At 73.3% G+C, this 24546-nt stretch carries 22 protein-coding genes; 2 read left to right on the forward strand and 20 right to left on the reverse strand.

Annotated elements, in window-relative coordinates:
• From OG861_RS07875 to OG861_RS07920, 10 genes are all read right to left on the reverse strand, one after another.
• A complete protein-coding gene (locus tag OG861_RS07875; protein ID WP_330261585.1) occupies positions 1–2259 on the reverse strand; it encodes a bifunctional salicylyl-CoA 5-hydroxylase/oxidoreductase in 2259 nt (752 codons plus the stop codon).
• A 4-nt stretch (positions 2260–2263) separates the two neighbouring features.
• A complete protein-coding gene (locus tag OG861_RS07880; RefSeq protein WP_330261586.1) occupies positions 2264–3091 on the reverse strand; it encodes an enoyl-CoA hydratase family protein in 828 nt (275 codons plus the stop codon).
• A 100-nt stretch (positions 3092–3191) separates the two neighbouring features.
• Positions 3192–4214: an ornithine carbamoyltransferase gene (gene argF, locus OG861_RS07885; protein WP_330261587.1), complete on the reverse strand. Its 1023-nt coding sequence runs from the start codon at positions 4212–4214 to the stop codon at positions 3192–3194.
• Positions 4215–4319: 105 nt separating this feature from the next.
• On the reverse strand, positions 4320–5546 hold the full coding sequence (locus tag OG861_RS07890; protein ID WP_329199124.1) for an arginine deiminase: 1227 nt from the start codon (positions 5544–5546) through the stop codon (positions 4320–4322).
• A gap of 67 nt (positions 5547–5613) precedes the next feature.
• Entirely contained in the window at positions 5614–6117 is a 504-nt protein-coding gene (locus OG861_RS07895) for a hypothetical protein (protein WP_329375135.1), read from the reverse strand.
• A 192-nt stretch (positions 6118–6309) separates the two neighbouring features.
• Complete coding sequence (locus OG861_RS07900) at positions 6310–8943, reverse strand: polynucleotide kinase-phosphatase (protein ID WP_330261588.1); 2634 nt, start codon at positions 8941–8943, stop codon at positions 6310–6312.
• Positions 8940–10481 (reverse strand): 3' terminal RNA ribose 2'-O-methyltransferase Hen1, encoded by a 1542-nt coding sequence (locus tag OG861_RS07905; RefSeq protein ID WP_330261589.1) that lies wholly within the window; start codon positions 10479–10481, stop codon positions 8940–8942. Before OG861_RS07905 ends, OG861_RS07900 begins: the two co-directional genes overlap by 4 nt.
• A gap of 107 nt (positions 10482–10588) precedes the next feature.
• On the reverse strand, positions 10589–11002 hold the full coding sequence (locus OG861_RS07910) for a (R)-mandelonitrile lyase (RefSeq protein ID WP_330261965.1): 414 nt from the start codon (positions 11000–11002) through the stop codon (positions 10589–10591).
• A 966-nt stretch (positions 11003–11968) separates the two neighbouring features.
• Positions 11969–12853, reverse strand: a complete 885-nt coding sequence (gene mmuM, locus OG861_RS07915; protein WP_330261590.1) for a homocysteine S-methyltransferase — start codon at positions 12851–12853, stop codon at positions 11969–11971.
• Between the two features lie 16 nt (positions 12854–12869).
• On the reverse strand, positions 12870–13793 hold the full coding sequence (locus tag OG861_RS07920) for an LLM class F420-dependent oxidoreductase (RefSeq protein ID WP_330261591.1): 924 nt from the start codon (positions 13791–13793) through the stop codon (positions 12870–12872).
• Positions 13794–13999: 206 nt separating this feature from the next.
• On the opposite strand from OG861_RS07920, the gene OG861_RS07925 reads away from it, so the two are divergent.
• A complete protein-coding gene (locus OG861_RS07925; protein ID WP_330261992.1) occupies positions 14000–14341 on the forward strand; it encodes a hypothetical protein in 342 nt (113 codons plus the stop codon).
• A 158-nt stretch (positions 14342–14499) separates the two neighbouring features.
• Here the strand turns inward: OG861_RS07925 and OG861_RS07930 are convergent, their stop codons facing one another.
• From OG861_RS07930 to OG861_RS07945, 4 genes are all read right to left on the reverse strand, one after another.
• On the reverse strand, positions 14500–14982 hold the full coding sequence (locus OG861_RS07930; RefSeq protein WP_329199110.1) for a DUF6099 family protein: 483 nt from the start codon (positions 14980–14982) through the stop codon (positions 14500–14502).
• A gap of 123 nt (positions 14983–15105) precedes the next feature.
• The gene (locus OG861_RS07935; RefSeq protein ID WP_329202522.1) at positions 15106–15483 is read right to left on the reverse strand and encodes a nucleotide pyrophosphohydrolase; all 378 of its coding nucleotides are present in this window, start codon (positions 15481–15483) and stop codon (positions 15106–15108) included.
• A gap of 59 nt (positions 15484–15542) precedes the next feature.
• Positions 15543–16814, reverse strand: coding sequence for an AAA family ATPase (locus OG861_RS07940; RefSeq protein WP_330261592.1), 1272 nt, complete (start codon positions 16812–16814; stop codon positions 15543–15545).
• A gap of 67 nt (positions 16815–16881) precedes the next feature.
• Positions 16882–17280, reverse strand: a complete 399-nt coding sequence (locus OG861_RS07945; protein WP_329199106.1) for a cell division protein SepF — start codon at positions 17278–17280, stop codon at positions 16882–16884.
• 222 nt (positions 17281–17502) lie between these two features.
• On the opposite strand from OG861_RS07945, the gene OG861_RS07950 reads away from it, so the two are divergent.
• Positions 17503–18420, forward strand: coding sequence for an NADP-dependent oxidoreductase (locus tag OG861_RS07950; protein WP_329199105.1), 918 nt, complete (start codon positions 17503–17505; stop codon positions 18418–18420).
• A gap of 71 nt (positions 18421–18491) precedes the next feature.
• Here the strand turns inward: OG861_RS07950 and OG861_RS07955 are convergent, their stop codons facing one another.
• The 6 genes from OG861_RS07955 to OG861_RS07980 all read right to left on the reverse strand — a co-directional run bounded on the left by OG861_RS07955 (position 18492) and on the right by OG861_RS07980 (position 24328).
• Positions 18492–19823, reverse strand: a complete 1332-nt coding sequence (locus tag OG861_RS07955; protein ID WP_330261593.1) for an LLM class flavin-dependent oxidoreductase — start codon at positions 19821–19823, stop codon at positions 18492–18494.
• Positions 19824–19903: 80 nt separating this feature from the next.
• On the reverse strand, positions 19904–20896 hold the full coding sequence (locus OG861_RS07960) for an ABC transporter permease (protein ID WP_330261594.1): 993 nt from the start codon (positions 20894–20896) through the stop codon (positions 19904–19906).
• Positions 20893–21723, reverse strand: coding sequence for an ABC transporter ATP-binding protein (locus OG861_RS07965; RefSeq protein WP_330261595.1), 831 nt, complete (start codon positions 21721–21723; stop codon positions 20893–20895). Before OG861_RS07965 ends, OG861_RS07960 begins: the two co-directional genes overlap by 4 nt.
• Before the next feature lie 8 nt (positions 21724–21731).
• On the reverse strand, positions 21732–22763 hold the full coding sequence (locus tag OG861_RS07970; protein ID WP_330261596.1) for an ABC transporter substrate-binding protein: 1032 nt from the start codon (positions 22761–22763) through the stop codon (positions 21732–21734).
• 32 nt (positions 22764–22795) lie between these two features.
• Complete coding sequence (gene ssuE, locus OG861_RS07975; protein ID WP_329199094.1) at positions 22796–23353, reverse strand: NADPH-dependent FMN reductase; 558 nt, start codon at positions 23351–23353, stop codon at positions 22796–22798.
• Between the two features lie 39 nt (positions 23354–23392).
• Positions 23393–24328: a TauD/TfdA dioxygenase family protein gene (locus tag OG861_RS07980; protein WP_330261597.1), complete on the reverse strand. Its 936-nt coding sequence runs from the start codon at positions 24326–24328 to the stop codon at positions 23393–23395.
• Positions 24329–24546: the final 218 nt, after the last annotated feature.

A 24546-nucleotide genomic window follows, 5' to 3' on the forward strand; every position in this document is an offset into this window, starting at 1 on the left:
CTACCCGCGCCCGGTCGGCGGTTTGCGGCTGCCGGCCCGGTAGGGGGCCGGCCAGGGCGCGGCCGGGCCGGTGTAGGACTGGTCGGCGGCGGCGTGCAGGGTCCAGTGCGGGTCGTAGAGGTGCGGCCGGCCCACCGCGCACAGGTCGGCGCGCCCCGCCAGGAGCAGTGAGTTCACGTCGTCCCAGGAGGAGATCGCACCGACGGCGATCACCGGGACGCCGAGGGCGTTGCGGATCCGGTCGGCGTACGGCGTCTGGTACGAGCGCCCGTACTCGGGGGCCTCGTCCGCCACCACCTGGCCCGTGGAGACGTCGATGGCGTCCGCGCCGTGGGCGGCGAACGCGGCGGCGATGCGTTCGGCGTCCTCGGGGCCGGTGCCTCCGGGGGCCCAGTCGGTCGCCGAGAGCCGGACGGTCATGGGGCGGTCCTGCGGCCACGCCTCGCGCACCGCGTCGAACACCTCCAGCGGGAAGCGGAGCCGGTTGTCCAGGGAGCCGCCGTAGGCGTCGGTGCGGTGGTTGGTGAGCGGGGAGAGGAACCCGGACAGCAGGTATCCGTGGGCGCAGTGCAGTTCCAGCAGGTCGAAGCCGGCGTCGGCGGCCCGGCCGGCGGCCGCGACGAAATCCGCCCGGATCGCGGCCATCTCGGCGGTACCGACGGCGCGCGGGACGGCGGAGACGCCGGGCCGGTACGGCAGCGGGGAGGCCGCCACCACGGGCCAGTTCCCCTCGGGGAGGGGCTCGTCCATGCCCTCCCACATCACCCGGGTCGAGCCCTTGCGGCCGGAGTGGCCGAGCTGGACGCCGAGCGCGGCTCCGGGCGCGCTGGTGTGGACGAAGTCCGCGATCCGCTTCCAGGCGGCCGTCTGCTCCGCCGTGTACAGGCCCGCGCAGCCCGGGGTGATCCGCCCTTCGGCGCTCACGCACACCATCTCGGTCATGACCAGGCCGGCGCCGCCGAGGGCCCGGGCGCCGAGGTGCACCAGGTGGAAGTCGCCCGGCACCCCCTCGCGCGCCGAGTACATGTCCATCGGTGAGACCACGACCCGGTTGCGCAGGGTGAGTCCGCGCAGGGTGAAGGGGGTGAACATGGGCGGGGTTCCCCCGTCGTCGGGGCAGCCGAAGTCCCGTTCCACCGACCGGGTGAAGCGCGCGTCGCGCATCCGCAGGTTGTCGTGGGTCACCCGGCGGCTGCGGGTGAGGAGGTTGAACGCGAACTGCCGGGCGGGCTGGTCGACGTACCCCGCGATCTCCTCGAACCACCGCATGCTGGCGGCCGCCGCGCGCTGGGTGCTGGCCACCGCGGGCCGCCGGGCGGCCTCGTAGGCGGCCAGGGCGGCCGGTACGTCGTCGGGCTGCGCGGCGACGGCCCCGGCGAGCGCGAGGGCGTCCTCCACGGCCAGTTTGGTGCCGGAGCCGATGGAGAAGTGCGCGGTGTGCGCGGCGTCCCCGAGCAGGGCCACGTTTCCGTGGTACCAGTGCGCGTTGACGACGGTACGGAACCGGGTCCAGGCCGACTTGTTGCCGCGCAGGGGCCGTCCCCGCAGGGCCTCGGCGAAGGTCTTGGCGCAGCGGGCCGCCGATTCGTCCTCGTCGCACAGGTCGAGACCCGCGGCCCGCCACACCTCCTCCCGCATCTCGATGATCACCGTGGAGGCGTCGGGCGCGTACGGGTACCCGTGCAGCTGCATGACGCCGTGCTCGGTCTCGGCGATCTCGAAGCGGAAGGAGTCGAAGGCGAAGTCGGCGGCGAGCCAGATGTAGCGGCAGCGGCCGGTCGTCACGGTCGGCCGGAAGTGTCCGGCCCCGCCCTCCCGGGTCGCGCTGTGCACCCCGTCCGCCGCGACCACCAGGTCGTACGACGCGGCGAGCGCGTGCGCGTCCGGTGCCCCGGTGTGGAAGCGGAGCGTCACGCCGAGGTCGGTGCAGCGCCCGTGCAGGATCTCCAGCAGGCGTCGGCGCCCCAGGGCGGCGAAGCCGTGGCCGCCGGAGGTCAGCATCCGGCCCCGGTGCACCACGGTCACGTCGTCCCAGCGCGTGAACTCCGCGCTCAGGGCGGCGTGCACGACGGTGTCGGCGCGCTCGATGCCGCCCAGCGTCTCGTCGGAGAGGACCACCCCGAAGCCGAAGGTGTCGTCGGGGGCGTTGCGTTCGCGGACCTCGACCGTGTGGCCCTGCCCGGCCAGCAGCGCGGCGCAGTACAGTCCGCCGGGTCCCCCGCCCACCACGGCCACCCGCAGTTTCGTTCCGAGGGGCACGGCGCTACCTGCCCTTCCACTCCGGCGGCCGCTTCCCGGTGAAGGCGGCGTGGAACTCGGCGTAGTCCTTGCCGTGCATCAGCAGTGCCTGCGTGTTGGCGTCGAGTTCGACCGAGGCGGCCAGCGGCATGTCCAGCTCGGCGGTGAGCAGCGCCTTGGTCTGCGCGTAGGCGAGGGCGGGTCCGGCGGCCAGGTGCGCGGCCAGCTCGGCGGCCCGGGTGTGGGCCTTGCCCTCATCGGTGACCTCGCTGAGCAGGCCGATCCGCTCCGCCTCCGGCGCGCGTACGGGCTCCCCGAGCATCAGCAGCCGGGTGGCGTGCCCGAGGCCGACGACGCGGGGCAGCAGGTAGGCGGCGCCCATGTCGCCGCCGGAGAGGCCGACGCGGGTGAAGAGGAAGGCGAAGCGGGCGGTGGGGTCGGCGATGCGGAAGTCGGCGGCGAGCGCGAGGACGGCCCCGGCTCCGGCGGCGACGCCGTGGACCGCGGCGATGACGGGGAAGGGGCATTCGCGCACGGCGCGGACCACTTGGCCGGTCATCCGGTTGAAGTCGAGGAGTTGGGCGGTGTCCATGGCCAGGGTGGCGCCGATGATCTCGTCCACGTCTCCGCCGGAGCAGAAGCCGCGTCCCTCGCCGCCCAGGACGAGGGCGCGCACGGAACGTTCGCGGGAGAGTTCGGCGAGCAGATCGCGCAGGTCGGCGTAGGCGCCGAAGGTGAGAGCGTTCAGCTTCTCGGGCCGGTCGAGGGTGACGGTGGCCACGCCGTCCTGCCGGGTCACCCGGAGGTGGCGCCACCGTTCGGTCGCTGGGGTGGAACCGATGAAGGGGCTCACGGTCCGACGGTATCACCGAGTCGTGACTGCCGTCACAGAAACGCGACGACTCTCGGAGGGCCGGCCTGTGGGGGCCGGCCCCGGGTGAGTGCGCGTATGACTATGCGGGCAGCTGCGTACCCGGCGCCGCGAGGGTCGCCACGAGGACGGCCTTGATGGTGTGCAGCCGGTTCTCGGCCTCGTCGAAGACGACGGAGTGCGCCGACTCGAACACCTCGTCCGTCACCTCCAGGGACTCCAGGCCGTGCGTGGCGTGGATGTCGCGGGCCACCTGGGTGCCGAGGTCGTGGAAGGCGGGCAGGCAGTGCATGAACTTCACGTCCGGGTTGCCGGTCGCCCGCAGCACGTCCATGGTCACCGCGTACGGGGAAAGCAGCCGGATCCGCTCGTCCCAGACCTCCTTGGGCTCGCCCATGGACACCCAGATGTCCGTGACGACGAAGTCGGCCTGGGCGACGCCCTCGGCGATCTCCTCGGTGAGGGTGATCCGGGCGCCGCTCGCCCCGGCCAGCGCGCGGGCCGCCGTCACCACCGACTCGGCCGGCCAGTACGCCTTCGGCGCGACGATCCGTACGTCCATGCCCAGCAGCGCGCCGGTCACCAGGTAGGAGTTGCCCATGTTGAAGCGGGCGTCACCGAGGTAGGCGAAGGCGATCCGCTCCAGCGGCCGGCCCGCGTGCTCGGTCATGGTGAGCACGTCGGCCAGCATCTGGGTGGGGTGCCAGTCGTCGGTGAGGCCGTTGAAGACGGGCACGCCCGAGTACGCCGCCAGCTCCTCGACGGTGCCCTGGCTGTCGCCGCGGTACTCGATGCCGTCGAACATCCGGCCGAGGACGCGGGCGGTGTCGCGGACCGACTCCTTGTGGCCCATCTGGGAACCCGTGGGGTCGAGGTAGGTGGTGCTCGCGCCCTGGTCGGCGGCGGCCACCTCGAAGGCGCAGCGGGTGCGCGTGGAGGTCTTCTCGAAGATCAGCGCGATGTTGCGGCCCTTGAGGTACTGCTGCTCGGTGCCGTTCTTCTTGGCGGCCTTGAGGGCGGCGGCGAGCTCGAGCAGACCGCGGAACTCGGCGGCGGTGAAGTCGAGCTCCTTGAGGAAACTGCGGCCGACGAGGTCGGTGGCCATGGGGACGCTCCAAGGTGACGCTGACAGGGGATGTTGGAAGTCTATACGACCTTCCGTATTGATATACAGACCCCCCTGACGCGCTGCGGCCCTTCCGCCCCTGGGTCAGATGGCGTCCCGCTCCACGGGGCAGCTCATGCACCGCGGGCCGCCCCGGCCGCGGCCCAGCTCGCTGCCGGGGATCTCGATCACCTCGATGCCCTCCTTGCGCAGATGGGTGTTGGTGGTGACGTTCCGCTCGTACGCGACGACCACGCCCGGCTCCACCGCCAGCACGTTGCAGCCGTCGTCCCACTGCTCGCGTTCCGCCGAGTGCACGTCCTGGGTGGCGGTGAGCACCCGGATGCCACCGAGGCCGAGGGCCGCGGCGATGGCCCGGTGCATGTGCTCCGGCGGGTGGTCGGTCACTTTCAGCTCGCTCGCGCCGGCGCCCGGCTCGATCGTGTAGGAGCGCAGCATGCCCAGGCCCGCGTACTGGGTGAACGTATCCGCGTCCACCATCGTCATCACCGTGTCCAAGTGCATGAAGGCCCGCCGCTTGGGCATGTCCAGCGCCACGATGCTCGTCGCGGACCCCGCTGCGAACAGTCCGCGCGCCAGCATCTCCACCGCCTGCGGCGTCGTACGCTCGCTCATCCCGATCAGTACGGCGCCGTTGCCGATGACCAGCAGGTCACCGCCCTCGATGGTGGACGGGTAGTCGGCCAGGCCCTGCGACCAGTAGTGGAAGGCGCCGGAGGAGGTGAACACCGGGTGGTGCTTGTAGATCGCCTCGAAGTGCACGGTCTCGCGCTGGCGGGCGGGCCAGCGCATGGCGTTGATGGAGACGCCGTCGTAGATCCAGGCGGAGGTGTCCCGGGTGAACAGGTGGTTGGGCAGCGGCTGGAGGAGGAAGTCGTCCAGCTCCAGCGCGTGGAAGCGGACGGAGACCGGCTCGACGTGCCGCTCCAGGAACTCGCGCTTGGTCATGCCGCCGACCAGCGCCTGCGCCAGCCGGTCGGAGGTGAGGCCGTCGAAGATCTGCCGCAGGTGATCGGTGGCGAGGGGGCCGTACTCCTTCTCGTGGAAGACCCGGTCCAGGACGAGGTGTCTCGCCTCCGGGATCTCCAGGGCCTCGCGGAGCAGGTCGCCGAAGAGGTGTACCTCGACGCCCCGGTCGCGCAGCACGTCCGCGAAGCCGTCGTGCTCCTGGCGGGCGCGGCGCACCCACAGCACGTCATCGAAGAGGAGGGCGTCCTTGTTGCTCGGTGTGAGTCGCTTCAGCTCCAGGTCGGGCCGGTGGAGGATGACGCGGCGCAGCCGCCCGGTCTCGGAGTCGACATGGAATCCCATGCCCTACACGTTCCCAGACCGGACGGCCTTTTGACCCGGCGTCGGCCGGACCCTGTCCGCGGAACGCTCAGCGCAGGCCGAGAAGCGCCGCCGGGGTACCCACGAGCTCGGGGGCGGACAGTCCCAGCTTGGGGGTGATGACGTTCGGGATCCCGAAGTTGCTGCCGTCCGGCATCGACAGCGGGGCGCCCACGATCGCGCCGGGGGTCCGGGCGTGCAGCTTCGTCTCGGGGGCGTCCAGGGAACCCTCGCCGTCCGTCTCGGGGCGGCCCGCCAGGTTCGGCAGCGGGGAGCTGACGAGCGTGTGGCCGAGGTCCATGGTGACGGGGACCACCGGGAGCAGGGGGGTCGGGAGCAGGTCGCCGGTGTGCAGGCGCGGCGCCTCGGGCGCGCCCACCATCGGCACCGGCACCCCGGTGGCCACGCGCGGGGCGTCCACGCCCAGCGTGGTCTTCACGGCGTCCAGCGGGACACCCACCGGAACCGAGTCGGCCACGGCCGGGGTGGCCGCGCCGGCCGCGGCCATACAGGTCATGAGCGCCGCAATGCTTCCGCGCGCGGTCATCTTCATAGGTGACGTTCCGTCCTTCCAGGGTCGCGGACATTCCGCTGCCCTGGATGAACGATCCCGCCGGTGGGTTTCCCGGAGTTCTCGGGCAAAGTTCCCCCATACGACCTAATTAGCGGCCGTACGGGGGCGGCGCCTTTACGCGTGGGCGGCGCCGTTGCACGCGGGCCGGTGGTCACAGGCGCGGGCCGGTGGTCACAGGCGCGGGTCGACCGGCTCCGACTCCAGGGCGAGCACGGCGAACACCGCCTCGTGCACCCGCCACAGCGGCTCGCCGTCCGCCAGCCGGTCCAGCGCCTCCAGCCCCAGCGCGTACTCGCGCAGCGCGAGCGAGCGCTTGTGCCCGAGGAAGCGCCCGCGCAGCCGCTCCAGGTGGTCGGCGCGCGTGTACTCGGGGCCGTAGATGATCCGCAGGTACTCGCGGCCGCGCACCTTGAGCCCCGGCTGCACCAGCCGGCCCTTGGCGTCCCGGGCGTAGGCCTGGAGCGGCTTGACCACCATGCCCTCGCCGCCGGCCCCGGTGAGCTCCAGCCACCACTCGGCGCCCGCGCGTACGGAGTCCTCGTCGGCGGTGTCCACGTAGAACCGGCCGGTCCGGCGCAGCAGGCCGGTGCCGGCCGCCTCGTCGGCCGCCACGAGCCGGTCCAGCCAGGCCAGCTGCTCGTCGTGCGGCACCGCGGCCAGCGACCGCCCGGCCGCCGCGAGCAGCTGGAACGGCGCGAACCGTACGCCGTCCAGCCCGTCGGTGGTCCAGCAGTAGCGCCGGTAGGCCTCGGTGAAGGCGGCCGCGTCGGCGGCCCGGGCGTGCTGGCGCTCCAGCAGGGCGCCGGTGTCCACGCCCCGGGCGCCGGCCGCCGCGAGAGCGGCGAGGGCATCGGGGAAGACGGCCCCGGAGGCGGCGCCGACGGCGGCGTACTGGTTGCGGAGCAGGCCGGTGGACTTGAGCGACCAGGGCAGGAGTTCCCCGTCGATCAGCAGCCAGTCGGTGGCCAGTTCCTCCCAGAGTCCGGCGTCGGTGACCGCCGCCCGGATCCGGCCGAGGACCTCCTCGGTGACCTCGGGGTCGGTGAAGAACGGCCGGCCGGTGCGGGTGTGGACCGAGCCCGTGGGTCCTTGCGGCACCCCGAAGCGCTCGCGGGCGGCCGCCGCGTCACGGCAGACGAGGACGGTGGCCCGGGAGCCCATGTGCTTCTCCTCGCACACGACCCGCCCGATCCCGTCGGCGCGGTACTGGGCGAACGCCTCCGCCGGGTGCTCCAGGTAGCCGTCGGCGGCGGCCGAGGCGGGCGCCGGCGCCATGGTCGGCGGCAGGTACGGGAGCAGCCGGGGGTCCACCGCGAAGCGGCTCATCACTTCGAGGGCCGCGGCCGCGTTCTCCTCGCGCACGGTGACGTTGCCCAGGTGCCGGGTCTCCACGACGCGGCGCCCGTGGACGTCGGCCAGGTCGAGGGGCCGTCCCTCGTGTCCTCCGGGGGCCTCGGCGGCCAGCGGCTTGACCGGCTCGTACCAGACCTTCTCCGCCGGTACGTCGACCAGTTCGCGCTCCGGCCAGCGCAGGGCGGTCATCTTGCCGCCGAAGACGGCTCCCGTGTCCAGGCAGATGGTGTTGTTGATCCAGGAGGTGTCCGGGACCGGGGTGTGGCCGTAGACCACCGCCGCCTTGCCGCGGTAGTCCTCGGCCCACGGGTAGCGCACGGGCAGGCCGAACTCGTCCGTCTCGCCGGTGGTCTCCCCGTACAGCGCGTGCGAGCGGACCCGGCCGGAGGTGCGGCCGTGGTACTTCTCGGGCAGCCCGGCGTGACAGACCACCAGCCTGCCGCCGTCGAGCACGTAGTGGCTGACCAGGCCGGCGATGAACGTCCGGACTTCCCGGACGAACTCCTGCGGCTCGCGGCCGAGCTGTTCGACGGTCTCGGCGAGGCCGTGGGTCAGCCGCACCTTGGATCCCTTGAGGTAACGGCCGAGCTTGTTCTCGTGGTTCCCGGGCACGCACAGGGCGTTGCCGGAGGCGACCATGCCCATGACGCGGCGCAGTACGCCGGGGCTGTCCGGTCCGCGGTCGACGAGGTCGCCGACGAAGACGGCGGTGCGGCCCTCCGGGTGGAGCCCGTCCGTGTAGCCGAGCTTGGCGAGGAGGGTCTCCAGCTCGGAGGAGCAGCCGTGGACGTCGCCGATGATGTCGAAAGGGCCGGTGAGGTGGGTGAGGTCGTTGTACCGCTTCTCCCGGACCACCTCGGCGGTCTCGGCCTCCTCGACGGTGCGCAGGACGTGCACCTTGCGGAAACCCTCGCGCTCCAGGCCGCGCAGCGAGCGGCGCAGCTCGGAGCGGTGGCGCTGGATGACCCGGCGGGGCAGACCGGCCCGGTCGGGGCGGGCGGCGTTGCGTTCGGCGCAGACGGCTTCGGGCATGTCGAGGACGATCGCGATGGGCAGCACGTCGTGGTCGCGGGCCAGCTTCACGAGCTGACGCCGGGCCTCCGGCTGCACGCTGGTCGCGTCGACCACGGTGAGGCGGCCGGCGGCGAGCCGCTTGGCGGCGATGTAGTGGAGGACGTCGAAGGCGTCCTTGCTGACGCTCTGGTCGTTCTCGTCGTCGGCGACCAGGCCCCGGCAGTAGTCGGAGGAGATCACCTCGGTCGCCTTGAAGTGCCTGCGGGCGAAGGTGGACTTGCCCGACCCCGTTGCTCCGATCAGAACCACGAGGGACAGGTCGGTGACGGGGAGGACGCGGGTACGGGCGGCCCCGGTCTCAGTGGTGGGCTCGGTCCCGGTGGTGGTCCCGGTCTCGGTGGTGCTCCCGGTTTCGGTGGTGCTCCCGGTGGTGGTCATGCCGCCTCACCCTCCTTCGGGGTCTCGGTGTGGTCCTGGGCGCGGGTGAAGACGGCCATCTGGGTCGGCGGCCCCACCTCGGGGTCGTCGTCGCCGACGGGTGCGTGGGCGACGGCGTAGCCGAACCGGGCGGCGACCTGCTCCGCCCAGCCGCGGAACTCGGCGCGGGTCCACTCGAAGCGGTGGTCGCGGTGGCGGACCCGGCCGGCGGGCAGCGACTCCCAGCGGACGTTGTACTCGACGTTCGGCGTGGTCACGACGACGGTGCGCGGGCGGGCCGCGCCGAACACCGCGTACTCCAGGGCGGGCAGCCGCGGCAGGTCCACGTGCTCGATGACCTCGCTGAGCACCGCCGCGTCGTAGCCGGTCAGCCGCTTGTCGGTGTACGCGAGCGAGCCCTGGATCAGCGCGACACGGGAACTCTGACGCTCCCCCAGGCGATCCAGCCGCAGGCGCCGCGCGGCGATGCCGAGGGCGCGCACGGAGACGTCGACGCCGATGATCTCGGTGAAGGCCACGTCGTCGAGCAGGTCCCGTACGAGGTGTCCCTCCCCGCAGCCCAGATCGAGTACCCGCGCCGCCCCCGCGGCGCGCAGCGCGCCAAGGATCGCCGCACGGCGCCGCGCGGCGAGCGGAACGGGCCGCTGCGGGGCCTCTTCGCCGTCCACGGCTCCCTCGGGGACGGCGTCATGGGGCTCGGTGTCCTCGGGTACGGCGTCATCGGACTGGGTGTCATCGGGCTCCGTGTCATCGGGACCGGCGCCCTCCGCTTCCGTGAGGCGCAGGAGTTCCAGGCGCCCCAGCGCGTCCTGGGTGAGCCGCTTGTGCCGGGCCAGGTAACGGGCGGTGATCAGGGCGTGCTCGGGGTGTTCGGCCAGCCATCCGTCCCCCGCGCGGAGCAGCTTGTCGACCTCGTCCGGGGCGATCCAGTAGTGCTTGGCGTCGTCGAGGACGGGGAGCAGCACGTACAGCCCGCGCAGGGCGTCGGCGAGGCGGACCTCACCCTCCAGCACGAGCCGCACGTACCGGCTGTCGCCCCACTCCGGGAACCGCTCGTCGAGCGGTACCGGGGTGACGGTGACCTTCTCCCAGCCGAGCGGTCCGAAGAGCCGGTGCACGAGCTCGGCGCCGCCCCGGGCGGGGAGCGCCGGTATCTCGATGCGCAGCGGCCGTGCCCGCCCGGCGAGTTCGGGCCGGGCGGTGCAGTGTCCTGCCAGCGCGCTGCGGAACACTGCGCTGAGCGCGACGGCGAAGAGGGAGGACGCCGCGTAGGGGCGGTCGTTGACGTACTGCGCGAGCGCGGCGTCCGGCGCCCCTCCCCGGCCCTTGCCCCGGCCTTGCCGCACGAGCGCGAGCGGGTCCACCTCCAGCAGCAGCGCGGCCGTGCACCGTTCGGCCGAAGCCTCGGGGTAGAAGACGTGGGCGGTGCCGTGGGAAGTGCTGAACGCCTGCGCCCTCGCGGGGTGCTTGTGCAGCAGGAAGCCCAGGTCGGTAGCCGGTTCTTCGGCCGTGCCGGTGGTGGTGATCGTCAGGAACATGCGGTTCAGCATGACTGCCGGTTCGGGCCCGGGCCAACGGATTTCGCGGCGGAGCCCAGGGCCTCCGGGCGATCTCCCCGGGCCCGAGAGGATCGCCCGGACAGCCCTCAGGGGTTCCGGGTGCGGGGGTTGCCGTACTGCCGGTCGGTGACGGGCTCGGCCCAGGTGGTCTCGGGCGTGCCGTCGCCGGTGCTTTCCCACATGGCGAGGTGTTCCATGAACCGGTCGGGGGCGGCACCGTGCCAGTGCTCCTCGCCTGGCGGGCAGCTGACGGTCTCGCCGGGACGGGCTTCGAGGACGGTGCCGTCGCGGGTGCCGACGAGGGCGGTGCCGGATACCACGTGCAGGGTCTGGCCGACGGCGTGGGAGTGCCAGTTGGTGCGGGCACCGGGTGAGAAGCGCACCAGGTTGACCCGCATGCGGGAGGGTTCCTGTCCGGCGACGATGACGTCCCACCAGACGTCGCCGGTGAACCATTCGGCCGGCGCCTTGCTGGTGGGCTGCTGCGTGACGAATTCCATGCGGCTCCTCCTGAGGGTGGTGCGGCGGTTGACGGGCCGGCCCCGGGCGATCACGTCGCTGATCGTGCCGTGGCAGCCGGCATTGCTGCGGATGCCGCGCGGGGTGCGGCCACGGGCGGCGTCGGTGTGGGGGATCCGCAGCAATGCCGGCGTTGCGGGCCGGCTCGAGGCGGCCGGGCACTTCCACGGAGCGGTCTGCGCGGCGCGCGGCCCCTGTCCGGGCGGTCTTCGAGGTCCGGCCCGCGACGTCGGATGCGGTGCGTCCCGAGGCGGAGTTCCCTGCGTCGGCGAGCGCCCGATGACGTCCGGTACGAGGGTGACCGCTGTCTGCGCCGGGCGGGAACGGAGCGGCCTGGCCGGTCCGGTCCGCCGGCGCGGCGACGACCGTCGGCGGGGGCGCGCCGGGCTCCGCTGGGAAGCGGCCCTTCGACGAAGGGGCAGCTGGTCCACCCCGTGGGCCACAGCGGCACCCACGAGGACGTGGCCCTGCCCGGGCGAGCGTCTCGCTCCCGCGGCGGCAGCCACGGCACCTTGGGCAGCGGGGGGGAGGCGGGGGCGGCCACCGCCGGCCCTGCCGCAGGGGGCACCGAACGGGATGGAGCGGCCGACGCCCGCGGCGGCGAGTGCGGCGTCTCCACCGACCCCGCGGGCGGCAAGCCCGCAGGGGCCGCGGTCCGGAACGGGCCGTGGCGACGGGTCACATGACCGGCCGGGGAGGGGAAGCCGAGGGGACGCCGCCGACGCGGGCCGACGTCGAGCCGCCCCTCATGCGGGGGGGGCCGGGGCACGGCCGGTGGCGCGGCCGGGAGCCGGGAGGCCGGGAGCCCGGAGCCCGGGAGGCCGGGAGCCGGGAGCCCGGGACTCCGGCCGTGCGGCACTGCGGCCTGGCGGCCCGGCGCTGTCGGCGCGCCGTCGGTGGACCACCGGCCTGCGAGGGGGCGGCGGGGCCCTGCGCGGCAGCGCGGGCTACCCCGCGCGCAGGCGCGCGGCCAGGGCCTCGATGGCAGCGGGGTCGATGCGGCAGCAGCCGCCGAGGAGGCGGGCGCCGGTGGCTCGCCAGGCGGGGAGGTCCCAGGGGGGCGGGGTGGGCGGGGAGTGCCACCGGCCGGTGGCCGCGTCCCAGACCGAGCCGTCGTTCGGGTAGGCCAGCAGCGGCTTGCGGGTGACGGAGGCGGCCGCTTCGAGGGCGGGGCCCACGTCCTGGGGGTCGCAGCAGTTGACGCCGAGCGCGATGACCTTCGGGGTGTCGGCCGCCAGGGCGAAGGCTTCGGCGAGGGGCTGGCCGGCCCGGGTGCGGCCGCCGGCCACGGTGTAGCTGAGCCAGGCGGGTGCGCCCGTCCCCGCGAGCACGCCGAGCAGGGCCTCGGCCTCGGTGGTGTCCGGGACGGTCTCCAGGGCCAGCACGTCGGGCCCCGCCTCCAGCAGCGCCTCGATGCGGGGCCGGTGGAAGGCGGCCAGCTCCGCCACGCCGAGGCCGTACCGGCCGCGGTACTCGGAGCCGTCCGCGAGCACCGCCCCGTACGGGCCCACCGAGGCGGCCACCCAGACCTCGTGGTCCGCGGCCCGGGCCGCGCGGCCGGCCGCCTCGACGCTGCGGCGCAGCAGTACGCCGGCCTCCGGCGCCCGGTACCCGACCTGGTAGCTCGCGGTGATGAGCACCTCGGCGCCGGCCCGCGCGTACGCGGTGTGGGCGGCCTCCACCTGGTCCGGCCGCTCCGCGAGCACCCGGCCCGTCCAGAGGCCGCCGGACAGGTCGCAGCCCCGGGCGGTGAGCTGGTTGCTCAGTCCGCCGTCCAAGAGCACCACCCGCTCGGCGAGTGCCGCGGCGAGCGGGCCTGACGCACGGGGCACGGGCCGTGGCCTCCCCTCAGCCGATCTGGGAGAGCACCTGGGCGGAGATCAGCTCCAGGTGGTCGAGGTCGTGGAGGTCGAGAAGCTGGAGGTAGACGCGGGAGCAGCCGATGGCGCCGTACGCGCCGATCTTCTCGACCACCTCGGCCGGGGAGCCGGCCAGGCCGTTGGCCTTGAGTTCGTCCACGTCCCGGCCGATGACGGCGGCCCGGCGGGCCACCTCGGCGTCGTCCTTGCCGACGCACACCACCAGGGCGTTGGAGTAGACGAGGTCCCCGGGCCCGCGGCCGGCTTCCCGGGCGGCCTCCCGGACCCGGCCGAACTGCCGCTCGCTGTCCGCGATCGACGCGAACGGCATGTTGAACTCGTCCGCGTACCGGGCGGCGAGGCGCGGGGTGCGCTTCGCTCCGTGGCCGCCGATGAGGAGGGGCACCTTGGTCTGGGCGGGCTTGGGCAGCGCCGGGGAGTTCTCCAACTGGTAGTGGACGCCCTGGTAGTCGAAGGTGGCGCCGGGCTTGGTGGCCCACAGACCGGTGACGATGGCGAGCTGCTCCTCCAGCCTGGCCATCCGGTCCGCCGGGAAGGGGATCCCGTACGCCTTGTGCTCCTGCTCGAACCACCCGGCTCCGAGGCCGAGTTCGATGCGGCCGCCGGACATCTGGTCGACCTGGGCCACCTGGATGGCGAGCACTCCGGGCAGCCGGAACGTGCCGGCTGTCATCAGCGTGCCCAGCCGGATCCGCTTGGTCTCGCGGGCCAGGCCGGCGAGGGTGATCCACGCGTCGGTGGGGCCGGGCAGGCCGTCGGTGGACCCCATGCTCACGTAGTGGTCCGACCGGAAGAATGCGTCGAAACCGAGCTCCTCCGTGGCCCGGGCGACCCTGAGGAGGGTTTCGTAGCCGGCGCCCTGCTGCGGCTCGGTGAAAATGCGAAGATCCATGTTCCTATCCTGCCTCGGGCCCACCCCTGCGGGGTGAATCTCCGTCAACCGGACGGCCCGCGGCGCGCCGCGCCAGTGACCAGCGTGGAAGGTGGTCGTTGGCTCGGACGGAGCCGGACCGCCCGGCCCGCGTGCCGGCGGCTCCCGTCCGGTGCGTCCGTCCACCGCCCTTCCCTCGTGGAAGGGCCAGGGCCGAGGAGGCCGCCATGTCCCACGAGGCCGTGCCGGAGACCCGCCACCAGAACCCGCAGAGCTACCAGTCCGGGCAGGCCGGGCAGGCCGGGCAGGCCGGGCAGGCCGGGCAGAACGGGCGCGCCGGTCGGGCGGCGCACGACGAGGCCCCCGCCCCGGCAGACGACCAGGACCGGCGGGAGTCCGCCGCGCCCGCCCCGGCAGGCGGCGCGCCGAAGGGGCTGCTCCAGCAGATGGAGGAGCTGATGGCGGCGCTGAACGCCGACCTGTCCCGGCTCGACGCCGACCTCCAGTCCTCCACGGACCGCACGCCGCCGATCACCCCTCCGGCCCCGGGCGGCGCGGCACACAGCTGACACGGCGCAGGTCAGCGCGACGTAAGGCGGCGCCCCTTCCGGGCAGCGACGGCACTCGTACCGGTCCGCCTGACCGGTACCGCCGGTCCGGCGCCGTGCCGGCGTGCCGGTGGCCCGCACCCTGCCACGTCGGGGACCGTAGGGCGCCGCCGGGCGCCTCAGGTCACGCCGGAGGCGGAGCCGCGCTCGCGCACACTGATGCGGCGCAGGAGGGCCCGTACCCGGTCGCTCGACTCGTCAGCCGCGTCGATCGACTCTATGCACTGCCAGTACAGCGTCTCGTCGTCCGTGCCGCAGGCCACCCCGACCAGGGCTATGCCTACCTCGCCGAGCAGCGCCTGGAGTCCCAGCAACGCCTGCCGCGGATCGGACACTTCGGTCAGCTGCGCGGCCCGCGGCGGATAGTCGGGCACGCTGACCTCGCCCACGGCTGCTCTGTCGAGCAACCCGCAGCCTCTGCCTCCCGCCTCACCCAGTCCCCGTGCCTCCGCTCTCAGCTCCGGCGGCCCGGTGACCGCCAGCCAGCTCCCTATCCCCTGCGTCAGCGCCTGCGCCTGCCAGGCCTCACCGACGATGTCCCACGCAGCCCCGCTCTGTGCCAGCGCGTGCCGGCCGGCCGCGATGAGCCGTACCGCATCCATATGCCGTCCCCCGTCCGCACGACATCCCGCCGTTCCCTCACTACCCAGAGTGAGGGCAAGCAGCCAGTAAAGCCAGGGGTAATCGGAAATCTGTGGACACAAACAAGGTTGTGGCTGACGCCATCACTCCGAAGAGTGACGATTCGGGCCGGAACCCCCCTTCGGGGGGAAGCGGAGTTCGTTCTTCTCGATCTTCGCGGCGAGCGCATCCAGCACGTCCACCCCGAGGACCTCGCAGAACTGCAGCAAGTACGCCAGCACATCGGCCACCTCATCGGCCACCCGGTGCGCGCTTTCGGGCCGTTCCATGACCTTCGCCGACTGTTCCGGCGTCAGCCACTGGAAGATCTCGACGAGTTCAGAGGCCTCCACGCTCAGGGCCACGGCCAGGTTCTTCGGGGTGTGGTACTCGGCCCAGTCGCGGGCGGCCGCGAAGTCGGCCAGTCGCCGCTGGAGCCGGTAGAGCCGTTCGTCCGCCTTTCCGCCGGCCGTGTCGTGCATGTCCTGCGCGTCCTGCGCGTCCCGGGTGCCGTGCGCGTCGTGTGCGTCGTGCGTGTCGCTCATGGACCCAGGTCTACCACCGAGACGCCCGGCAGGACGCGGGCGGTTCCCGCCGTCTCCTCGCCGATCGCCCCGACCAGCCGGATGTGGCCGCGCGCGCAGGACATCAGGGCGAGGCGCAGCAGTTCGGCGCGCTGACGACCGTCCAGGCCCTGGTCGAAGCCGTCCGCGAGCACCGTGAGGGCCTGCTGCGCCGAGAGCAGTTCGGCGGCCGGGTCGACGGCCAGCACGCCCGGCCCCGTCAGCAGGACCAGCGCCAGGGCGAGGAAGCGGAGCTCGCCCGCTCCGAGGCGGCCCAGCTCCGTGGCCGGCGCGGCGGGGCCGCGGTCCAGCAGCGCCGCCACCGAGCCGTCGGGGTGCGGCCGTACGTCGAGCCCGGCCACCGGTCCCGCACAGCCGGTGCGGGCGGCTTCGGTGAGCAGCGCGTGGCGGGTGCCGCATTCGTGGCGGGTCCGGCGCAGTACGTCGGCCAGGTTCGCGCAGTCGACCCGCAGCCGCCCGGGTCCCGGCCGGACGGGTGCCCGCATCCGGTCCGGTCGGGGGTCGCAGGGGAACACCGAGCGCAGCGCGACCACCACCTGCTCGGCGGCGGCCAGCACGCGCCGTTGCCCGGCGGTGGCCCCGGCGACGCGCAGCGGGAGCAGGGCGGTGCCGAGCCGGTCGTCGGGGAGCGGGGCGCGGGTCATGCCGGTGGCTCCGCCGGTGAGCCAGGCCGCCTGGACGGAACGCCGGCCGGGGTCGCGCAGGGCGGTGGTGAGCAGGATCTCCCCGTCCAGGCTGAGCCGTTCGCCGACGAGGCGGAGCGCGGGCTCGGCCTGGACGGCGAGGTCGAGCCGGACCGGCCCGACGGGCCCGTCGACGGTGCAGCCGATCCGGAAGCCGCGCCGGCGTTCCGCGTCGGGCACGGCGCGTTCGGGCACCCGGGCGCGGGGATCGGGGAACGCCTCGGCCAGGGTGGCGCCGGAGGCGAGCTGGGACAGGGCCTCGTAGGCGGCCAGCACATGGGACTTGCCGCTGCCGCTGGGCCCGGTGAACAGCGTCACCGGCTCCAGGCGGAACACGGCCGACCGGTGCACCCCGAAGGCCGCCAGCCGTAACTCGGTCACGGAGGGCCGCTGATATCCCGCCCGCGCCGCGCCCCCTCCTCGGGGCCCCGCCTGCGGCCCGGGGCCGAGCCCCGCGGCCGGGCCGGCGGCCCGCACCGCGGGCGGCTGCGCGTCGTGTGCCGTGTCCCACTCACTGTCCGGCCGGGTGTCCAAGGTGGCGTCCATGCGCCGGACAGTACGGGCCGGCACGAACCGGGGCGCCCCGGCGAACCGTTCCGTCGCCGGGACCTTCCTACGATCGGGGGACGGCCGCGGCCGCGATGCCCTCCACCTCGGTGCCGACCGGCGCCAGCAGGAACACGTTGCGGTCCACCCGGTGCATCCCGCTGCCCAGTCCGAAGACCACGCCGCTGCTGAAGTCGAGGATCCGCTTCGCCACTTCGGTGTCCGCCCCCGTCAGGTCCAAGAGCACCGGGATCTGCGCGATCAGGTACTCCGCCACCTCACGGGCGTCCGCGAAGATCTGGACCCGGATCACCACGAAGCGGCGCTGCTGCTCGGCCGCCGAAGTCCCCTGTCCCGCCGGGATCGTGCGGTGGTCCACCCGGGAAGGCCACTCGTTGCGACTGCGCAGGGGGACCACCTGCGCGAGTCCCTCCCACTGTTCGTCCGTGACGTCGTACCTGCTCACCGGACCGCCTCGGCCGCGCGCTTCATGTGCATCCCGCCATCCTCTCGCGTTTCACCCGTTCAGCCCAACAGCGACACGACGCGCGCGGGGCCGGTCGGCCCGTGGGCCACCCCCGGGTTCGCGAGCGCATCCGGAACACCGGGATCCAGCCGAAAACAGACCAGAAACAGACCAATGCGGGGCTGCGGGAAACAGACTCCGCCCGGGTCCGTTGGGACGTACATGAAGGCAATCACATACAACGCGTACGGAACTCCCCCGGCCCTCTCGCTCGTCGACGTACCGCACCCCCGGGTCGGCCCCAGCGAGGTCCTCGTCCGGGTCAAGGCCGCCGGCGTCAACCCGGTGGACTGGAAGCTCGCCGCCGGTTTCCTCGACTCGACGCTCGAAGTCCGCTTCCCCGTCGTACCCGGCTGGGACGTCGCCGGGGTGGTCGAGGCGGTCGGCGACGACACCTTCGACTACGCCGTCGGCGACGAGGTGTACGGGTACGTCCGCAAGGAGTGGGTGGAGCTCGGCACTTACGCGGAGCTGGTCTCCGCCCCGGTGCGCACCATCGCCCACAAGCCCCGCAGCCTCGGCTTCGAGGAGGCCGCGGGCATACCGCTGGCCGGTCTCAGCGCCTACCAGTCGCTGACCCGCGTCGGAGCGAGCGCGGGCGAGACCGTCGTCATCCACTCGGCGGCGGGCGGCACCGGGTCCTTCGGCGTGCAGATCGCGGTGGCGCTCGGCCTGCGCGTCATCGGCACGGCCGGTGCGCACAACCACGACTACCTGCGCTCGCTCGGCGCCGAGCCCGTGCTCTACGGCGAGGGGCTGGCGGACCGCATCCGGGAGCTGGCGCCCGAGGGCGTCGACGCCGGCCTCGACTTCTACGGGGACGGGATAGAGCTCCTCCAGTCACTGGTCACCAAGCGCGACCGGGTGGCCTCCCTGGCCGACCCGGACGGCGCCGCCAAGGGCGCGCACCGCCCGTGGACCCGGCCCGACACCGCAGACCTGGCCTTCCTGGCCGACTTGGCCGACGCCGGGAAGTTGACGGTGAACGTGGCGCACGCCCTGCCGCTCGACGAGGCGGCCAGGGCGTGGGAGCTCAGTGCCACCGGCAAGATCCGGGGCAAGATCGTCCTCACCGTCTGAGGGAAGGGACGGCCCCGGACCCACAGCGCCCAAGCGGTCCGCTCAGGCGCTGCGGGCGCGGGGCGGGTTGCTCAGGCGGGGGACCCGGCGTACCGGTTCGCCGGGCGGGGCAGGCCGTAGTTCTCGCGCAGCGTGCGGCCGGTGTACTCGGTGCGGAACAGACCGCGGCGCTGGAGGATCGGCACGACGTGGTCCACGAAGTCGGTCAGGCCGGTGGGCAGCACGGGCGCCATGACGTTGAAGCCGTCGGCGGCGCCCCGCGTGAACCACTCCTCCAGCTGGTCGGCGATCTGCTCCGGGGTGCCGGCGAAGACCCGGTGTCCGCGACCGGCGCCGAGGCGGGCGATCAGCTCGCGCAGGGTGAGTCCGTCGCGCCGGGCGAGTTCGGCGACGAGGGTGAACCGGCTCTTGTTGCCGTTGATGTCCCGTTCCTCGGGGAGTTCGGGCAGCGGACCGTCGAGGGGGAGACCCGTGAGGTCGGTACCCAGCATTCCGGAGAGCTGCGCGAGACCGTACTCGGGCACCTGGAGCTCGGTGAGCTGCTGCTCCAGGGCCTTGGCCTCGGCTTCGGTGGAACCGATGACGGGCGCGATGCCGGGCAGGACCAGCAGGTCGCCCTCGGCGCGGCCGTACTTGGCGAGGCGGGACTTGAGGTCCTTGTAGAAGGTCTGGCCGTCGGCGAGGGTCTGCTGCGCGGTGAAGACTGCCTCGGCGTACTGCGCGGCGAACTCCTTGCCGTCCTCGGAGGAGCCGGCCTGCACGAGGAGCGGGTGCCCCTGGGGGGAACGCGGCACGTTGAGCGGCCCGGCGACGCCGAAGTACTCGCCGCGGTGGGCGGCGGGGTGCAGCTTGTCGGTGTCGGCGTAGACGCCGCGCTCCTTGTCGAGGACGATCGCGTCGTCCTCCCAGCTGTCCCAGAGCTTCGTGGCCACGTCGAGGAACTCGCGGGCGCGGTCGTAACGGAGGCGGTGCTCCAGGTGCTCGTCCCGGTTGAAGTTGCGGGCCTCGTCAACGGTGCCGGAGGTGACGATGTTCCAGCCGGCGCGGCCGTTGCTGATGTGGTCGAGGGAGGCGAACTTGCGGGCGGTGTGGAAGGGCTCGTTGAAGGTCGTCGAGACGGTGGCGATCAGGCCGATGTGCTCGGTGACGGCGGCGATGGCGGAGAGCAGGGTGAGCGGCTCGAAGCCGCCGAGGGCGTTGTAGCGGGCCTTGCCCCACAGGGCGAGGCCGTCGGCGAAGAAGATCGAGTCGAGCCGGCCGCGCTCGGCTGTGCGGGCCAGTTCCTGGAAGTACCGCAGGTCGGTGACGCGCTCGGGGCTGCTGCCGGGGTGGCGCCAGGCGGCGTCGTGGTGGCCCGCGTTCATCAGGAACGCGTTGAGGTGAAGGGTCCGGGGTGCGGTCATGGTGTGGTCCTCGGGGTGGGTGCGGGGTGCTCTGCAAAGGGGCGGCTGCGGGCGGGGTGCCCGGGCCCGGCCCGTCGGGTTCAGGCCGGGACGCGCCAGAGACTGAGGCGGCGTTCGACCGTGACGAGGAGCTGGTTGAAGGCCACCCCGATCGCGGAGATCGTCACGATGCCCGCGTACATCTGGGGAATGGCGAAGTTGAACTGCGAGGCGTTGATCAGATAGCCCAGTCCCGCCTTGGCGCCGATCATCTCGGCGGCGACGAGGACCAGGATCGACACCGCGCCGGCCAGCCGGATGCCCGTGAAGATCGCGGGCACCGAGGCGGGCAGGATCACCTTCTGGAACAGCCTCGGGGTGGACAGGTCCATCGAGCGGGCCAGTTTCACCAGCGTCGGGTCGGCGTTGCCCACCGCGCTGATGGTGTTCAGCAGGATCGGCCAGACGCAGGCGTAGACGACGATCGACACCTTCGACGTCTCCCCGATGCCCAGCAACAGGACGAACACCGGCAGCAGCGCCAGGGCCGCCGTGTTGCGGAACACCTCCAGCAGCGGCCCGAGCAGGACGGCGACCGGCCGGTACCAGCCGATCAGCAGGCCGAGCGGGACGGCGACGACGACGGCGATGGCGAAGCCGCCGAACGAACGGGTGAGGCTGGCCCGGGTGTGTTCGGCGAGCTGTCCGTCGCCGAGCAGCTCCCACCAGGCGCGGGCCACTTCGCTGACCGGGGGCAGGAAGGTCGCGTCGACCAGGCCGAGCCGCGGCGCCGTCTCCCAGACGACGAGCAGGGCGATGATCGCCGCCGAGCGGAGCAGCCCGGCACCCAGCCGGCGCAGCGCCGACGCGCCGATGGCGGCGGCGCGGCCTGGCGGGCGGGCCGCGGCCCGGGCTGCGGGCGGCGCCGGACGCGGGGGGTTCCGTACCGCCCCGGTCGCGGTGGCAGGCGCGCCGGCGGCGGCGTGCACGGCGGTGGCGGGCACGGCGGCGGCAGGCGGCGCGACGGCCGCCGCGGGGGCGTCGTCAGCCGCCTCCGGCGCGACGAGGGCGGTGGTGTCGGTTCCGGCGCTCATACGGTGGCCTCCTCCTTCTCCAGTTGCCGGGCGCGGACCACTTCGTCGTGGAGCAGCGCCCAGATCTCGTGGCGGTAGCGGGCGAACTCCGGGCTGGAGCGCAGGTCCTCGCCCGTCGCCCCGTCACCGCGGTCGCCGAACGACACCGGGACGACCGCCTTGACCCGCCCCGGGCGGGAGGTGATGACGGCGACCCGCTGACCGAGGTACACGGCCTCTTCGATGCCGTGCGTGATGAACACGATGGTTTTGCCGGTGCGCTGCCAGATGCGCCGCAGCTCGTCCTGGAGCGATTCGCGGGTCTGGGCGTCGAGGGCGGCGAACGGCTCGTCCATCAGCAGTACGTCCGGGTCGTAGGCGAGCGAGCGGGCGATGGCGACGCGCTGGCGCATGCCGCCGGACAGCTCGTGCGGATGCCGGTCCTCGAATCCGCTCAGGCCGACCAGGTCCAGGAACTCCCGCGCCCGGTCCCTGCGTTCACGACGGGGGACGCCCCGCGCCTCCAGGCCGAATTCGATGTTGCCGAGGGCGGTCCGCCAGGGCAGCAGCGCGTACTGCTGGAAGACGATGCCCCGGTCGAGCCCGGGCCCGGTGACGGGCTCGCCGTCGAGCAGGATCCGGCCGGAGGTGGGCCGGGTGAGACCGCCCAAGAGGTCCAGCAGGGTGGACTTGCCGCAGCCGCTGGGGCCGACGACCACGAGGAACTCGCCCGCCCGGATCTCCAGGTCGATGCCGTCGAGGGCGGTGAACTCCCCCTCGCCGTCCTCGCGCTTCTTCTCCTTGGTCGGGAAGGTCTTCGTCACGGAGTCGAACACGATCTTCGCCATGGCGGCCGTCAGCCCTTTCCGAGCCCGTTGAACTCGTTGGTGTAGAGATCGCCGGGCCTCAGCCGGCCCTTCTTGATCTCGCCGCGGCCGCCGAGCCAGTCGAGCCAGATCTGGAACTCCTTGTCGGCGATGCGGCCGCCGGGCTCGGCGACCCCGTAGGAGCGCCAGTACTGGAGCGTCGAGGTGTCCTCGTTGCGGCCGCGCTTCTTGATGATCTCCGTCATGCGGGCGATGACCTCCTCGCGCGGGGTGGTACGGGACCACTCGATGGCCTTGGCCACGCCGGTGGTGAAGGTCCGTACGGTGTCGGGGTTCTCCTTGATGAAGCGCCGCGTCATCACGTACGAGCCGGCGCTGAACGCGCCCAGCAGCTCGAAGTCCTTGAACAGCGGGCGTATCCCGCCGGCCGCCAGGGCCTTGTCGCGCAGGACACCGCTGAGCACACCGACCTCGATCTGCTTCTGCCTCAGGGCCTGTTCGGTGTTGACGGGCGGGACGACGAGGGATTCGACCTTGCCCGCGTCCGCTCGGGAGAGGCCGTTGCGCTCCAGGTAGATGTCGAGGAGGGCCTGGGCGTGGGCGCCCAGGGTGTTCATGCCGACCTTCTTGCCGATCAGGTCGCGGGCGGAGCGGATCGGGCTGTCCTCCAGGACGTAGTAGCCGAGGTAGGTGTCCTTGTCGGAGCCGTAGTAGGAGACGACGGCCTGGATCTGGGCCTTGCTCTCGGCGAGCTTGACGATCGCGCCGTTGAAGGCGCCGCCGAAGTGGGTCTGGCCGGTGGCGGCGGACTGGATGTCCTGGGGGCCGCTGATGGTGTTGCCGACCCATTCGAGGGTGAGTCCGCCGAGGTGGCCGAGGTCGGCGGCGAGCTCGGGGAGGGTGACCGAGCCGACCGCGCCCTGGTACTTGAGGGTGGTGACCTGCTTGCCGGAGCCGCCGTCGGCGGTGGCCGTGCCGCAGCTCACCGCGGCCGCCGAGATGCCGAGCAGGGTGAGGAACTGGCGCCGGGAGGTGGGGGTCGAGGTGAAGGCTGCGGGCATGGCGGGTCCTTGTCGCGGGATCTGGGAAAGGGTTACGGGGCGGGGGTCAGGACGGCGCCGGCCGTGGCGCGCAGGGCTTCGGCGAACTCGTCGACCGCCTGGAACAGGTCCAGCTCCGCCTCCGGCCGCAGCCGGTCGGGGCCGGAGCCGCGCTCGACGGAGGAGTCCAGGACGAACCGGCCGGCGGTGACGTGGCGGGCGCCGAGCGCGGCGAGGACCGGGCGCAGGGCGTAGTCGATGGTCAGGACGTGGGCGAGGCTGCCGCCGGTGGCGAGCGGCAGGACGGTCTTTCCGGCGAGACCGTCCTGCGGGAGCAGGTCGAGGAAGGCCTTGAGCAGACCGGTGTACGAGGCCTTGTAGACCGGGGTCGCGATGACCAGGCCGTCCGCTTCGGCCACGGCTTCCAGGGCCCGGCGGATCTCCGGCTCGCCGCGGCGGGCGGACAGGAGGTCGGCGGCGGGCAGCTCGCGCAGGGCGAGGTGCGCGGTCTCGAAGCCCGCGTGGGTGAGTCTGCGCAGGACGTGGTCGGCTACGACGGCGGTGCGGGAGTGGACGGAGGGGCTGCCGGTGAGGGCGAGCAGTCGGGGCACGGGGGTCTCCTGGTGCGGCGGGTCGCGGGGCGGGGAGGGTCAGTCGGTCGCCGTGGAGGCACCGGACGGGATCCCGAAGGCGGGGTCGGGCACGGCCTCCGGGCTGATCAGGCGGGACGGAACCCCGTCCGGGCCGACCGGGACGTCGCCGTCGACGGTGACGCGGCGCAGGGTGCGCTCGTGGTCGTCGGAGTCGTCGACGCCGTAGTGCTGGGTGGCGCGGTTGTCCCAGATCGCCACGTCGCCGGCCTGCCACCGGTGGCGGACGGTGTTCTCGGGGCTCTCCACGTGCGCCTGGAAGAGGTCGAGGAGGAGTCGGGAGTCCCGGCCGGTGAGGCCGCTGATCCGCTGGACGAAGTTGCCGAGCAGGAGGGTGCGTTCGCCGGTCTCGGGATGGACGCGGACGACCGGGTGCTCGGTGAGGAAGGTGGTGGAGGTGAACACCTCGCGGTACTGGGCGAGGGCCTCGGGGAGGGCGTCGGGACGCAGGGCCGCGTAGTCGTACTCGTTGGAGTGGACGGCGCGCAGGCGGTCGGCGAGGGCGCGGAGCGGCTCGGGGAGGTGGGCGTAGGCGCTGGCGGTGTTGGCCCAGAGGGTGTTGCCGCCGTACGGGGGGACGGTGACGGCGCGGAGGATGGAGAAGGCGGGGTAGGCGGGCACGAAGGTGACGTCGGTGTGCCACTGGTTGGCGCGGGCGCCGTGGTGCGAGTCGATGCCGAGGGCGTAACGGCCGTCGGCGGAGGGGACGGTGGGGTGCGCGACGGGCGTGCCGAGCAGGTGGGCGAAGGCTTCGTGGCCGGCTTCGTCGAGGTGCTCCTGGCCGCGGAAGAAGACGACCTTGTGGGCGAGGAGCGCGGCGCGGATGTCTGCGACGGTGGCGGCGTCGAGGTCGCCGCCGAGGCGGACGCCGTCGATGCGGGCGCCGATGCGCCCGCCGATCCTGGTCACGGTGACGGCGGTGGTGGCGGTGGTCATGGGGGCTCCCTGAATGTGCGCGCCGGACTCCACCGGCGCGGGGAAGGCGCCGGTGGGTGGCAGCGGTGGTGACGGGACCCGGCGCTCGGGCCGGGCGGGGGTACGGCGTTCAGGCCGACGGTGATACGGCGGTGGCGCGCACCCGGGCCGTTGGGGGTGCGGCGCTCCGACCTGCGGGGTGCGGCGATGGTGCGGCGCTCCGGCCCGCCGGGGTACGG

Origin of the sequence: Streptomyces sp. NBC_00539, from assembly GCF_036346105.1 — a bacterium.
Taxonomy (GTDB): domain Bacteria; phylum Actinomycetota; class Actinomycetes; order Streptomycetales; family Streptomycetaceae; genus Streptomyces.